At 62.4% G+C, this 14,044-nt stretch carries 12 protein-coding genes; 3 read left to right on the top strand and 9 right to left on the bottom strand.

Annotation, left to right across the window (positions count from 1 at the left end; genetic code table 11):
- Positions 1 to 111: 111 nt before the first annotated feature.
- From AB5Y86_RS02225 to thpR, 9 genes are all read right to left on the bottom strand, one after another.
- Complete coding sequence (locus AB5Y86_RS02225) at positions 112 to 1,476, bottom strand: cation:dicarboxylase symporter family transporter (RefSeq protein ID WP_368191955.1); 1,365 nt, start codon at positions 1,474 to 1,476, stop codon at positions 112 to 114.
- Between the two features lie 144 nt (positions 1,477 to 1,620).
- Positions 1,621 to 2,475, bottom strand: a complete 855-nt coding sequence (gene panC / locus AB5Y86_RS02220; RefSeq protein ID WP_368191953.1) for a pantoate--beta-alanine ligase — start codon at positions 2,473 to 2,475, stop codon at positions 1,621 to 1,623.
- 201 nt (positions 2,476 to 2,676) lie between these two features.
- The gene (gene panB / locus AB5Y86_RS02215) at positions 2,677 to 3,471 is read right to left on the bottom strand and encodes a 3-methyl-2-oxobutanoate hydroxymethyltransferase (protein ID WP_042063124.1); all 795 of its coding nucleotides are present in this window, start codon (positions 3,469 to 3,471) and stop codon (positions 2,677 to 2,679) included.
- Complete coding sequence (gene folK, locus AB5Y86_RS02210; RefSeq protein ID WP_005354659.1) at positions 3,468 to 3,977, bottom strand: 2-amino-4-hydroxy-6-hydroxymethyldihydropteridine diphosphokinase; 510 nt, start codon at positions 3,975 to 3,977, stop codon at positions 3,468 to 3,470. Before folK ends, panB begins: the two co-directional genes overlap by 4 nt.
- Before the next feature lie 11 nt (positions 3,978 to 3,988).
- Entirely contained in the window at positions 3,989 to 5,455 is a 1,467-nt protein-coding gene (pcnB, locus tag AB5Y86_RS02205) for a polynucleotide adenylyltransferase PcnB (RefSeq protein WP_005335642.1), read from the bottom strand.
- 166 nt (positions 5,456 to 5,621) lie between these two features.
- Positions 5,622 to 6,530, bottom strand: coding sequence for a tRNA glutamyl-Q(34) synthetase GluQRS (gluQRS, locus tag AB5Y86_RS02200; protein ID WP_368191951.1), 909 nt, complete (start codon positions 6,528 to 6,530; stop codon positions 5,622 to 5,624).
- Between the two features lie 111 nt (positions 6,531 to 6,641).
- Positions 6,642 to 7,091 (bottom strand): RNA polymerase-binding protein DksA, encoded by a 450-nt coding sequence (gene dksA, locus AB5Y86_RS02195; protein ID WP_005335644.1) that lies wholly within the window; start codon positions 7,089 to 7,091, stop codon positions 6,642 to 6,644.
- A 119-nt stretch (positions 7,092 to 7,210) separates the two neighbouring features.
- A complete protein-coding gene (sfsA, locus tag AB5Y86_RS02190) occupies positions 7,211 to 7,954 on the bottom strand; it encodes a DNA/RNA nuclease SfsA (protein WP_019444756.1) in 744 nt (247 codons plus the stop codon).
- Positions 7,951 to 8,493 carry an RNA 2',3'-cyclic phosphodiesterase gene (gene thpR / locus AB5Y86_RS02185; protein ID WP_064335479.1) on the bottom strand — a complete coding sequence of 181 codons (543 nt, stop codon included), beginning with the start codon at positions 8,491 to 8,493 and terminating at the stop codon, positions 7,951 to 7,953. Before thpR ends, sfsA begins: the two co-directional genes overlap by 4 nt.
- 178 nt (positions 8,494 to 8,671) lie before the next feature.
- Here thpR and hrpB point away from each other — a divergent pair, with 178 nt between their 5' ends.
- The 3 genes from hrpB to AB5Y86_RS02170 all read left to right on the top strand — a co-directional run bounded on the left by hrpB (position 8,672) and on the right by AB5Y86_RS02170 (position 13,971).
- Positions 8,672 to 11,119 (top strand): ATP-dependent helicase HrpB, encoded by a 2,448-nt coding sequence (gene hrpB, locus AB5Y86_RS02180; protein ID WP_368191948.1) that lies wholly within the window; start codon positions 8,672 to 8,674, stop codon positions 11,117 to 11,119.
- A 73-nt stretch (positions 11,120 to 11,192) separates the two neighbouring features.
- Positions 11,193 to 13,511 carry a penicillin-binding protein 1B gene (mrcB, locus tag AB5Y86_RS02175; RefSeq protein WP_021229558.1) on the top strand — a complete coding sequence of 773 codons (2,319 nt, stop codon included), beginning with the start codon at positions 11,193 to 11,195 and terminating at the stop codon, positions 13,509 to 13,511.
- A gap of 58 nt (positions 13,512 to 13,569) precedes the next feature.
- Positions 13,570 to 13,971, top strand: coding sequence for a VOC family protein (locus tag AB5Y86_RS02170; RefSeq protein WP_139495604.1), 402 nt, complete (start codon positions 13,570 to 13,572; stop codon positions 13,969 to 13,971).
- Positions 13,972 to 14,044: the final 73 nt, after the last annotated feature.

Raw genomic sequence — 14,044 nt, 5'->3', positions numbered from 1 at the left:
TGCGTTGAAATACAGAACCCCCGATGCGGTGCATAGGGGGTTCTGAGTAGAGAAATGCTAGTTGAAAATGTGTAAACCTATTTCAGGACTAGACATAGGTAACGCTCGGGGTTAGCTGGCGGCCTGCGTCTGCACTGTCTCCACGTTGGCCAGCTGCTGTTTGCCCAGCAACCGTTTGGTGATCATCGCCGCCATGATGGTGCCGTTGACGTTGAGGGCGGTGCGACCCATATCCACCAGCGGCTCAATGGCGATCATCACCCCCACCAGCGCGATGGGGAAGTTGAGGGTGGAGAGCACGATCAGCGCGGCGAAGGTGCCGCCACCGCCGACACCAGCCACTCCGATGGAGCCCAGCGCAATCACTGGCAGCAGAGTCAGCAGAAACAGGGGATCAAACGGGTTGATGCCGAGCATGGGGGCAATCATCGCCACCATCATGGCCGGATAGATGCCGGCACAGCCGTTCTGGCCGAGGTTGGCACCGAACGAGGCGGCAAAGTTGGCGATGCTGGCGGGCACCCCAAGGCGCTGCGGGGTCTCGATGCTGAGGGGGATGGAGGCGGCGCTGCTGCGAGAGACAAAAGCGAAGGTGAGCACACCCCACACTTCCCGCAGATAGTGCAGCGGGTTCTGGCCGATCAGCAGCAGGATCACCATGTGTACCGCAAACATCGCCAGAATGGCGACGTAGCAGACCAGAATAAAGCCGAGCAGACTGAGGATCTCGCTCAGGGGATAGTGAGCCACCACCCGGGCGATCAGCGCCATCACGCCATAGGGGGTGAGCGCAATCACCACCCGCACCATCTTCATCACCCACAGTTGCAGGGTGTCGATGGCCACGGCGGCGCGGGCACCCGCCTGTGGATGCTCCGCCTTCAGCTGCAGCAGGGCAACCCCGGCCAGCACGGTGAAGATCACCACGCCGATCACCGAGAGACCGCGGCTACCCGCCATATCGGCGGCAAAGTTGGTGGGCACCAGCGAGAGCAACAAGGCAGGCAGGGTCTGGGCACTGTCGAGGGTGCTCATACTCTGTTGCAGGGCTGCCGTGTCGCTGCCATGACTCAACAACCCCGCTGCGGTGAGACCGCTCAGGTGGGTGATGGTCATCCCCACCACACCGGCGATCATCACCAATGTCAGCATGGAACCGATCAGCACGGCGCTGATCTTGCCGAGGGACTGGGCCTGCTCCAGCTTGTTGATGGCGGAGAGGATGGAGGTGAACACCAGCGGCATCATCACCACCTTGAGCAGGCTGACATAGCCACCGCCGACGATATTGACCCACTCCAGAGTCTGCTGAACGTCGGCATCATCGGCGCCCCAGCCCAGCTGCAGACCGAGGCCAAACAGCCCCCCCAGCAGCAGACCGGCGAGCACCTTGCGCGAGAGCGGCACCGAAGCGGGCAGCCGGGTCAGGGCAAAACAGAGCAGACAGAAGAGCAACGAAGCAAACAAGGTAAACATAAATAAACACCTGTAGCGGCCATCAGGGCCGATTGTGGAGAGAGAAAACAGCGGGTACGAGCAGAGTCGCGAGGAAAAACGCCAAATGGCAGGCGTGAAAAAGCAGCGGACGCCCGGGAAGGCGTCCGCTGACAATCGGGGGAATTACTTCTTTACGGCGACGACGCGGTTGTCGATAAGGCGGGCCTTGCCCAGATAAGCAGCCATCAGGATCACCAGCTGCGCGCTCTCGTCAGTGGCGGATTCGAGGGTGGCGGCATCGACGATGTCGATGGCATCGGTACGAAAACCGGCGTTGTCGAGGCGCTGGCTGGCCTGCGCCACCAAGGAGGGCAGGTGGTGGTCACCCGCTTCAATCTGCTCGGCAATCCAGTTCATGGTGCGCGCCAACTCGGGTGCAATGGCCCGCTCGGCGGCAGTCAGGTAGCCGTTGCGGGAAGAGAGCGCCAGCCCGTCTTCGGCCCGCACGGTGGGCACGCCGACGATCTCGATGGGCATCGCCATGTCGGCCACCATCTTGCGAATAAGCGCCAGCTGCTGGTAATCCTTCTGGCCAAAGCAGGCCACATCCGGCTGTACCAGATTGAACAGCTTGGTGACGACGGTACTGACACCACGGAAGTGACCCGGGCGCAGCGCCCCCTCCAGCAGATTGGAGAGACCCGGCACCTCGACGAAGGTCTGGCTCGCCAGCCCCTGCGGATACATGATCTCCGGGGTCGGGGTGAACACCATATCGACGCCGGCGGCTTCCAGCGCAGAGCAATCCTGCTCCAGAGTGCGCGGATAGTTGGCAAGATCCTCGGCCTTGTCGAACTGCATCGGGTTGACGAAGATGCTGACCACCACCTTCTCGGCGTGGCTGTGCGCCTCCTTCACCAGCGTCAGGTGGCCCTGATGCAGATTGCCCATGGTGGGCACGAATGCGATGGCACGCCCTTCACGGCGCCATTGGCTTATCTGCTCACGCAGAACGACGGGATTATTTACGACCAACATCAGCAGTTCACCTTCCGATAAATCAAAAAGAGAGACGGGTTGCATCCACAGATAGTGCTCGGGCGGGATGGGGCACGAACATGGCTATCAGCAGTTCACCTTTAGATGAATCAATAAGATACGGATTAGCTATACGGATTAACTGTGCGAGGCTGAGAAGCAGAGACGGGGGCCGCAGCCCCCATCATGCAACCGCCAGGATCAGTTGAAGCAGTGCTCCGGGCCGGGGAAGCTCCCCTCGCTCACCTGCTGGACATAGAGGCGGATGGCGGCACGCACATCGCCGGTCTCGGCCAGGAAGTTCTTGGTGAACTTGGGCACATAGCCGGAGGTGACACCAAAGGCATCGTGCATCACCAAAATCTGACCGTCGGTCGCGGGGCCTGCACCAATGCCGATCACCGGGATGCGAAGCGCCTTGGTGATGCGCTCGGCCAGCGCAGTGGGCACACACTCGAGCACCAGCAGCTGAATACCGGCCGCTTGCAGTTCGAGGGCCTGACGGTAAATCTCCTGTGCCTGAAACTCGTCACGCCCCTGCACCTTGAAGCCACCAAAGACATGAACGGATTGCGGAGTGAGGCCTAGGTGACCGCACACCGGCACCCCGTTGCGGGTGAGGTGGCGGATGGAATCACACAGCCAGTCGCCCCCTTCCATCTTCACCATGCGGGCACCGGCCGCCATCAGGCGGGCGGCGTTCTGGTAAGTCTGCTCGGGGGTGGCGTAGCTCATGAACGGCATGTCGGCGACCACCAGTGCCTTGCTGGCACCGCGCGCCACACAGCGGGTGTGATAGACCATCTCATCCATGTTGACCGCCAGGGTATCCTGACCCCCTTGCAGCACCATGCCCAGTGAATCGCCGATGAGCAGCACGTGGGCCCCCTCGTCGTCGAACAGCTTGGCAAAGGTGGCATCATAGGCGGTGATGGCGGTGAACTTTTGACCGTCCTGCTTCATCTTCAGCAGGCTGGCGGTGGTGATCTTGCTCATAGAGGCTCCTGTACGTCTGCACGCGGGGCAATGATGGCCAAATCATTGTGCGGGCAGCGGGCAACCAGTCGGGCGAGCGGGGTGCCGCAGGGCAGCACCAGAGCAGGCGCAATTTCGGCAAGGGGCAGCAGCACGAACTCCCGCTCCTTCATGCCGTAGTGGGGTACGATCAGGCGCTCATGGTTGATCACCTGATCCCCATAGAGCAGCAGATCGAGATCCAGAGTTCTCGGCCCCCACCGCTCATCTTTGCGCACACGTCCCTGTTCCAACTCGATTTTTTGTAATTGATCCAGCAGCGCAAGGGGCGCGAGCCGGGTATTGAGCCGGGCCACGGCATTGACGTAGTCCGGTTGGTCAGCAGGCCCCATGGGGCGGCTGCTGTAAAACGACGAGGCCTCCACCAGCACAGATTCCGGCAACCTTGCCAACGCGGCAACGGCGCGACGAGCCTGACCCAGCGGATCAGACAGGTTGGAACCAATGGCGATGAAGACCTCGGTCATCACGTCTGTTGTCACTCGGCCACTTTCGGTTTGCGACGACGGGGGCGACGACGGTTGCGGCTGTTGCTGCTGCGCTTCTCGCCATCGTGGCTACGGGCCTCGCCGCGCTCACCGCTGGCCGGGCGACGGGTCGCTTCACGCTGCAATTGCGGGCGCACATCCGGATTGGAGGCAACATAGCGCTCCCACCAGCTGGCCAGCTCGCCGAGACCGCGCTCGACCCGGTTGCGCAGCAACAGGAAGTCGAACGCCGCGCGGAACTTGGGATGCTCCATGGCGCGCTCGGGGTGCTTGCCCTGACGACGGGTCAGCCGCTGTTGCAGTGCCCAGATGTCGCGGACATCTGTGGTGAAACGGCGGGGAACGGCGATGATCCGCACCTGATTGTCCAGCACCTCGTTGATCGCCAGCATGAAGGCGTCATACCAGGGCAGGCCGCTCTCGTTCTCCAGCACCCGACCACGGGCCTCGACGCAGCCCCACAGCAGGGTGGCGTAGAGGAAGGCGGGGGTGACGCGCTTGTCTTCACGAACGCGGGTGTCGGTATCGATCAGTGCCTGCTCGATAAACTGCTCGTAGGGCGAGTTGCCGTGCGGGGTAAACAGCGCCGCCACTTGCGGGAACAGCTGTTGGAACAGGCCATACTCGCGCAGCAGTTTGTAGGTCGCCAGACCGTCGCCAGCCAGGAACAGCTTGAGGGTCTCCTCAAACAGGCGGGCAGCCGGGATGTCTTGCAGCAGCGGCGCCAGCTCCTTGATGGGGGCGGCGGTACGCGGGCTGATGGTCATATCCAGCTTGGCGGCAAAGCGCACGGCGCGCAGCATGCGCACCGGATCTTCACGATAACGGGTCTCGGGATCGCCGATCAGCTCAAGCTTGCGCTCAGCCAGATCTTCCAGACCCCCTTCGAAATCGTGCAGAGTGAAATCCTTGGCGCTGTAGTAGAGGGCGTTGACGGTAAAGTCGCGGCGCTCGGCATCCTCTTCGATGGTGCCGTAGACGTTGTCGCGCAGCAGCATGCCTTCATCAGACTGGGCCGACACATGTTTGCTGGTATTGACCTGATGGTGGTGACCCCGGAAGGTGGCCACTTCGATCACGTCACGACCAAAGACAATGTGGGCCAGGCGGAAACGACGGCCAATCAGGCGGCAGTTGCTGAACAGCGCCTTGATCTGCTCCGGCGTCGCATCGGTTGCGATGTCGAAATCCTTGGGCGTCTTCCCGAGCAGCAGATCCCGGACTCCGCCGCCGACCAGGTAGGCCTCATAGCCGCCCTTGTTCAGGCGATAGAGCACCTTGAGTGCATTCTCGCTGATCTCTTTGCGCGAAATAGGGTGCTGATCACGGCTTAAGGTACGACGTTGACCGGCGACACGGGCTGGAATGGGGGATTCCACCGACTGCTCGCCGTCTTCCTTGCCGAGCACCTTGCGGCAAAAGTTTGCGATCTGGGAAAAAATGGTACACCTCTTCATGACTTCTAAATTGACGGGAGGCCAAAAAATAGCGGCCTATCATAGCTCACGCCTAACCAAATGAAAAACCGTGCTGACAATTGATCCCGCATGAAACCGTCTGCCAGCGAAAATAGCGGTCTATCAGCGCCCAGCTCACGTCCTATTACACGAAAACCGGCTCTCTTTACTCAATGTCCAGCGGGATCTTCTCGCTGGCTGGCACCCGTTCGAGCTGCCAGTTAGCGATACCCCACCGGATGATCTCGTCGATCCGGCTCGCCATCAGCTCGGGCGGCGGGCACTGGCCGAGGAAGTGCAGCGCCTGCCACAGTGCCGGGCGCACCTCATCGAGCGCCAGCGCAGGCGCATGGTTCTGCTTGGAGAGCTTGTTGCCATCTGCCAGCACCGCCAGCGGCAGGTGCACCCAGTCGGGCACCGGTGCCCCCAGGGTCTGGTAGAGGGCAATCTGGCGCACCGTGGGCTCCAGCAGATCGGCACCGCGCACTATCTCGGTGATGCCGCTGTCCATATCATCCACCACCACCGCCAGGTTGTAGGCGTAGAGCCCGTCGCGGCGGCGGATAATGAAATCCTCCTCGGCGAGCGCCGCCGGGACCGCGATATGGCCCTGCAAGCGATCATCGAAGTGGTAGACCGGATGGTGCTGGCGCAGCCGGGCGGCGCAACCTTCGGCCGCAAGCCCGAGGGTGCGGCAGTGGCCGCTGTAGAGACCGCCCGCGGCCATAATTTCGCGCCGGGTGCAACGGCACCAGTAGAGATCCCCCGCCCGGTAGAGCTGGTCGATGATCTCGTCATAACGGCGGTGGCGCGCACTCTGGAACATCACCTCTCCATCCCACTCGAGACCATATGCCTCAAGGGTTTTGAGAATAAGGTCGGCCGCCCCTGCCATCTCCCGCGGCGGATCGATATCTTCGATGCGCACCAGCCAGCGTCCCTGCTGCGCTCTGGCCTGCAAAAAGCTGCCGAGGGCGGCGATCAGCGAACCGAAATGAAGCGGGCCTGAGGGTGAGGGAGCAAAGCGGCCGACATAGGGGCGCGCAAGGGGTGAGGACAGGGGATTCACTGGCATGACTGTTCGGGTAAGCGATTCATTGAGGCTGCATTCTGGGGCGCGACCGCCAAAAGCTCAATAAAAAAGGGAGCCCGCGAGCTCCCTTTTTCATATACCAGAGGGTCGGGATCAACCGGCCATCTGTTTTTCCTTGATCTCGGCCAGCGTCTTGCAATCGACACAGAGGTCGGCAGTCGGACGGGCTTCCAGACGACGGATACCGATCTCGATACCGCAGTGTTCGCAGTAACCGAAATCATCGTCTTCAAGCAGCTGCAAGGTCTTCTCGATCTTCTTGATCAGCTTGCGTTCACGGTCGCGGGTACGCAGTTCAAGAGCGAACTCTTCTTCTTGCGCGGCACGATCCACGGGATCCGGGAAGTTGGCAGCCTCGTCTTTCATATGGTCGACGGTACGATCAACTTCCTGCATCAGTTGGTTGCGCCAGGCACCCAGGATCTTGCGAAAATGCGCCTTTTGTTGGTCATTCATGTACTCCTCACCCGGCTTTTCCTGGTAAGGCGCGACACCCGCAATGGCCAGGGGGCCCAGAGATTTCCTGTTTTCGCCTGTTGGCATGCCCTGTCTCCTAATTCAGCACGCTACCCGTGCCATCCATAAATTGAGGGCGACATCTATAGCAGAAGGGTAACGGGTAAGCAAACGAGCCGTACCAATAATGTTACCCACTCCAATATTTATGCACTCCCCTCGGGTAACAGGTGACCAGATTCAAACGGGATAAACCCTTGAGCCACCATGCCTTGCACCCCAACATGGGGCCGATAGCATAAAATTTCAACCCCCGCCGCGATTGCCTGCTCAATTAGCAGACTATAGTGCGGATCTATATGGGTTGCAGGGCGCATCCGGCTTATTCCGGAGTGCAACACCATAAAGAGCAGCACTGCCCTGTGGCCCGCCGCTTTCATCGCCATCAACTCGCGCAAATGCTTGGCACCACGGGCGGTGACCGCATCGGGGAAGTAGCCCATGCCAGCCTCCTCCCGCTCGTCGAGCAGGGTGACCGATTTTACCTCGATGTAACAATTGCCCTTCTCGTCATCTTCCAGCAACAGATCGATGCGACTGTTCTCTTCGCCATACTTCACCTCGGTGCGCAACCGGCTGTAACCCGCCAGCGGAGCAATGGCCTCCTGCTCGATCAGCTCCCGGGCAATCTGGTTGGCGCGCGCCGTGTTGACGCAGATAAAGTGGCCCGCCGGGCTCTCGGCGATCTCCCAGCTGTTGGGCAGCTTGCGCTTGGGGTTATCGGAGGTGGAGTACCAGACCCGGGTGCCCGGATCGGCACAACCGGTCATGGCACCGGTATTGGCGCAGTGGATAGTGATGACCTCGCCGTTATCGAGTTGCACATCGGTCAGAAAGCGCTTGTAGCGGGCCACCAGCTGGCCCGATTGCAGGGGGGGATCAAAGATCACGGGTTAGCCCTCCGCGCATCTTCTTTTACCCGGGCACGCAGCGGCCAGCAGGCAAGCGGCTCATAGCGCACCCCGTCCGGAGTCGAGATGGATTGATAGAGGCAGAACTCATCTGCCTGCAGCAGAAAATTTGGGGCAGGCAGGATGGCAGGCGCCTCACCCGCCTTGCGCGACAGGGTGACATGGGGGCGATAACCCTGCTCGCCATTGCCAAGACGCAACTTCTCACCGTGGCGTCGCAGCGCCTTTGCCAGCACGGTCAGCTCGTTGGGCCACTCCTTCGGGCCAATCCAGGCAGCCTTGGCCCGGCTGAACCAGCCGGTCTCATCCAGCCTGATGGAGAGCGGCGGACAGTGCTGACGCTCCACGGCGGCGATCAGGCGGCGGGTGGTCAACTCGTCCGCCTCCCCCAGAAAGGCGAGGGTCAGGTGGAGGTTGGCTTGCGGCACCGGCTGACCGGGCCAGGGCAGCTGATCGCGCCAGGCGATGAGCTCGGGGGCGAGCTCCTTGACGGGCAGGGCAAAGAAGAGTTTGGCCATGTGGTGATAATGCCTTTTTCACGCTCATTGGATGAGCCCATTCTATGGCAGCCATCCGGCCATGTCTCGCCAGCCTCCCGCCCGAGTGGCCATCTCCTCACATCCACTCACGGTGGCGCGGGTGGCTGTGGCAGAATAGGCGCCGTTTTACCGGTTGCTACAGAAGGTGCTCATCGCTTTGTCCCAGCTCCCCATCGTTTCGGTATTGCCCGAACTCTTTGCCGCCCTCGACAGCCACACCAGCGTGATCCTGCAGGCGCCACCCGGCGCGGGCAAATCGACCCTGCTGCCGCTGGAGCTGGTGCGTCAGAACCGGCTGCCCGGCCGCATCATCATGCTGGAACCAAGGCGCCTGGCTGCGCGCAATATCGCCACGTTTCTGGCCCGTCAGCTGGGGGAGAAGGTGGGCGAGCGCATCGGCCTGCGGGTGCGTGGCGAGAGCCGCACCAGCGCAGCGACCCGGCTCGAGATCGTCACCGAAGGGGTGCTGACCCGGATGTTACAGCAAGACCCGGAGCTGACTGGCGTCTCGCTGGTGATCTTCGATGAGTTCCACGAACGCAGTCTGCACGCCGATACCGCGCTGGCCTTCGCCATCGAGAGCCAGCAGGGATTGCGCGATGACCTCAAGCTCCTGGTGATGTCCGCAACCCTGGATGGCATGGCACTCGAGACCTTGCTGCCGGATGCCCCAGTGGTTCGCTCCGAGGGGCGTGGTTTTCCCATCGACTATCACTACCGCCCCGCCAATCGCCAGCAGTGGCTGGAGCCGCAGGTCGGTGCCGTGGTGCTCGAAGCGCTGGCCGCCCACCGCGGCAGCCTGCTGGTCTTTCTGCCGGGACAGGGTGAGATCGAGCGACTGGCGCAATGGTTGGCAGACAAACTGCCGGACGACATGACCCTCGCCCCCCTCTACGGCCGCCTCGACATGGCGGCGCAGCAGGCAGCCATCGAACCGGCACCTGCGGGCCACCGTAAGCTGGTGCTCACCACCAATGTGGCGGAGACCTCCCTCACCATCGAGGGGATCTCGGTGGTGATCGACAGTGGGCTGGAACGACGGGCCTCCTATGATCTGAAAAGCGGTGTCACCCGACTGGAAACACGCCAGATAGCCAAATCCTCCGCCACCCAGCGGGCAGGCCGTGCTGGCCGTCTCGGCCCCGGCGTCTGCTACCGGCTCTGGAGCAGCGAGGTGCAGGAGCGGCTCGCCGAGCAGAGCCCGCCAGATATTCTCACTCAGGAGCTGACCGGCCTGCTGCTGGATGCCGCCCAGTGGGGGGCAAAAGTGGAAGATCTGCCGCTGCTCGACATGCCGCCGCCGGCGGCCGTCGCCAGCTCCCAGCGGCTGCTGGTGGCCCTCGGCGCCATGAAGCCGGAGGGTGAGCAACAACTTACCCCGGCTGGTCGTGCCATGGCGGCCTTCGGTACCCATCCCCGTCTCGCCCGCATGCTGCTGCGCGCCCGCGAGCTGGAAGCTGAAGGTCTGACAGGGATTGTCGCCGATGCCGCATATCTGGTGGCGTTGCAGGAAGAAGATCTGCGAGGATCGGAGCGCCTCTCTGTGCTGTTCCACCGCCGTCAAAACGCCCTGCGCCAGGGCGCGGCCCGCTGGTTTGAACGGCTTGGCGTACGCCCTGCCACTGCGCAGGGTCAGTGGCTGGGGCTACTCTGCGCCCTCGCCTGGCCGGATCGCATCGGCAAACTGCGCAGCGGCAGTCGCTATCAACTCAGTGGTGGGGTGAGCTGCGATCTGGTAGAAGGTCATCCCTGTCAGGGACAAGGGGCCCTTATCGCCATCGAGATGGGGCAGAACGATCGCGGTAGCCGCATCTTTATCGTCGAACCGGTCGATCTTGACGAGCTGGTACGCCTGCTGCCGGAACTGGTAAGCGAACGACAGTGGTTCGACTGGGATGAACGGGAAGAGCGGGTGCGCGCCGAACGCCAGCAGGTGATCGGCGAGCTGGTGTTGAGCCAGCGACCGCTGACCGAACTCTCTGACGAGCAGAAAGGGCGCTGCCTGCTGCAAGGCATTCGCCGCAAGGGGCTGCATGTGCTGCCGTGGGACGAGAGCAGCGAAGGGCTGCTGGCCCGTCTGCGCTGCGCCCGCGACTGGCTGCCCGATGAGGGGTGGCCAGCCATGGATGACGAGAGCCTGCTGGCCACGCTGGAACAGTGGCTGCTGCCAGCGGTGAGCGGCATGACCCGGCTGGAGCAGTTGAAAAAGCTCAACCTCGGCGACATCCTGCGCCAATCCCTGCCCTGGCCGTTGCCCAAACGGCTGGACGAGGCGCTGCCGAGCCACTTTGCAGCGCCCACCGGCAGCCGAGTGCGGATCCGCTATCAACCGGGGCAGGCACCGGTGATCCCGGTGCGCATTCAGGAGATGTTCGGGCAAGGTTCGACCCCCTGCGTGGCCGATGGCCGGGTACCGCTGGTGGTGGAGCTGCTCTCCCCCGCCCAGCGACCACTGCAGATCACCGCCGATCTGGCCGCCTTCTGGGCTGGATCCTACGAACAGGTGAAGAAAGAGATGAAGGGGCGCTATCCCCGCCACTACTGGCCGGATAATCCGCTGGAGGCGATGCCGACCAAAGTCACCAAAAAGAAGATGGGCATCTAGGTTCGGCGGGTTAATCCCGCTCGAACGTTCGCGAATGCGACATAACAAGTAGAAAGGAAAGCAAAGAGGATTTATGGCAACCCAACGACGCAAGCGTGCCCCCAAGAAGGCAGCGCCCAAACGCACCATCTGGCGCAAGCTGTTCTGGCTTGGCTTCAAGCTCTCCCTGGTGGTGGCGGCCTTTATGGTGGTGTTTGGCATCTACCTCGATACCAAGGTGCGCGAGCGCTTCGATGGCGAGAAGTGGCAGCTGCCGGTGATGGTCTACAGCCGCCCGCTGGAGCTCTATCCCAGCCAGCGCCTGTCGCGGGACCAGATGCTGCGCGAGCTCAATATGCTGAGCTACAAGCAGGTGCGCCAGCCTCACACGCCGGGTGAATACACCATCAACGGCAACCGCATCGAGCTGATTCGCCGTCCGTTCGAGTTCTATGATGGCGCCGACGGTGCCCGTGGCCTGCGCCTCACCTTCAACGGCCCGCGCCTTGAGGGGATCCAGTCGCTGGAGAACCAGCGCCAGCTCGGTTACGCCCAGATGGACCCGGTGCTGCTCGATCGCCTCAATACCGAAGATCGGGAAGATCGCCTGCTGGTACGTATCGCCGAAGTGCCCGACAGCCTGCTGGTGACCCTGCTCACCACCGAAGATCGCGACTTCTACCAGCATGGCGGCGTCTCGCCAGTGGCCATCATGCGCGCCATGTTCGCCAACCTGATCGCGGGTCGCACCGTGCAGGGGGGCAGTACCCTGACCCAGCAGCTGGCCAAAAACTTCTTCCTGACCCGTGAGCGCAGCCTGTGGCGAAAACTGCAGGAAGCCTATATGGCGGTGCTGATCGACTATCGCTACAGCAAGGACGAGATCCTCGAGTCCTACCTCAACGAGGTCTATCTGGGGCAAAACTTCTCGCAAGGGGTCTATGGTTTCGGCCTCGCCTCCTACTTCTACTTCGGCATTCCGGTCAACGAGCTGGATATCGATCAGGTCGCCCTGCTGGTCGGTCTGGTGAAAGGCCCCTCCTATTACGATCCCTGGCGCTTCCCGGAGCGGGCCAAGACCCGCCGTGATCTGGTGTTGAAGCTGCTGATGGATCACGGCAGCCTGACCCAGGCCGAATATGAGCTGGCCAGCCGCCAGCCCCTCGGCATCATCGCTCGCGGCCAGATGAGCTATGGTCGCACCCCGGCCTTCATGGGACTACTCAAGCGAGAGATCCAGAGCCGCTTCGGTGCCGATCTGCTCAAGCAGTCCGGCCTCAAGATCTTCACCAGCCTCGACCCCATCGCCCAGCACGCGGCCGAGCGGGCGGTCGAATCGGGCCTCGCCGATATCGAGAAACTGCGCGGCAAGAAAAAGCTGGAGGCGGCCATGGTGGTCTCCGACTGGCATAAGGGCGAAGTCGTCGCGCTGGTGGGTGGCCGCGATCCCCGCTACGCCGGGTTCAACCGGGCGCTGGATGCCCGCCGCCAGATCGGCTCGCTGGTGAAACCGGCGGTCTACCTGACCGGTCTATCCAACGGCCTGACCCTGGCGACCCCGCTCAAAGATCAGCCGATCCGCATTCGCGGTCAGGATGGTCAGGTCTGGACACCGCAAAACTACGATCGCAAGTTCCGCCAGAGCGTGCCGCTGATGGATGCATTGGCCAGCTCCCTCAACGTACCGACCGTCAATCTGGGTCTGCAAGTCGGGCTGGAAAAAGTGGTCGATACCCTGCACAAGCTGGGAGTCCAGCAGGAGATCCAGCCCTACCCGTCGCTGGTGCTGGGGGCGGTGGCCCTCTCCCCGCTGGAGGTGAACCAGATGTATCTGCCCATCGCCAATCAGGGGCTGACCCAGCCGCTGTCGGCCATTCGCGCCGTGGTGAACGGAGATGGCAGCCTGCTCTATCAGCATGATCAGACCGCCAAGCGGGTCACCGACCAACAGGCGAGCTGGCTGACCCTGTTCGCCATGACCAAGACGGTGAGTCAGGGCACGGCCCGCGCGCTCAGTGCAAAGTTCCCGGGCGCCACCATGGCGGCCAAGACAGGCACCACCAACGAGCTGCGCGACTCCTGGTTTGCCGGGATGGACAACAACGAGCTGGTCAGTATCTGGGTCGGTCGCGACGACAACACCCCGGCGGGCTTGACCGGAGCCAGCGGAGCCCTGCAGCTCTTTAGCGGCTACATGAGCCAGCGCGGCGTCAACAGTCTGGGGCTGAAGATGCCGGAAGGGGTCACCTGGGCCAACTTCTCCCGCGCCAGCGGCACCCGCGTCGCCAGCGACTGCCCGGGCAGCCTGCAGGTGCCGGCCAAGGCATCCACCATGGGCTCCCCGGCCGGCTGCGCCAGCAGTGCGTCGCCGCGCAGTGCGCTGGATGACTGGTTCGGTGGTTTCTTCAACTAGATCAACGACACGGGCAGCGCAGGCTGCCCGTTCACTATGCTGCTGACAAGGAAACACCATGACCTTTCCGCTGTTTGACGCCATCCACCATGTGGCCATCATCGCCAGCGATTACCCACGCTCGCGCCACTTCTACCACGAGGTGCTGGGGCTGCCCATCATCGCCGAAACCCTGCGCGAGGCACGTCAATCGTGGAAACTGGATCTGGCCCTGCCGGACGGCAGCCAGCTGGAGCTGTTCAGCTTCCCCTCGCCTCCCGAGCGCCCCTCCAGGCCCGAGGCGTGCGGCCTGCGCCATCTCGCCTTTCGGGTCAGCGATCTTGACCGGGTCATCGCCCATCTGCAGGCCCATCGGGTCGAGGTAGAGCCGGTACGGGTGGACGAGCTGACCGGCAAGCGCTTTACCTTCTTCGCCGACCCCGACGGCCTGCCGCTGGAGCTCTACGAAGCGCCGCGCTGAGCCTGAGTCGGTCAAACAGTCGGCCAAACAAAAAGCCGCCCGGCGAAACCGGGCGGCTTTTCTTATTGCTTCA

Origin of the sequence: Aeromonas sp. s8 (assembly GCF_040907785.1) — a bacterium.
Classification (GTDB): Bacteria; Pseudomonadota; Gammaproteobacteria; order Enterobacterales; family Aeromonadaceae; genus Aeromonas; species Aeromonas veronii.
This window is presented reverse-complemented; position numbering and strand designations above follow the sequence as displayed.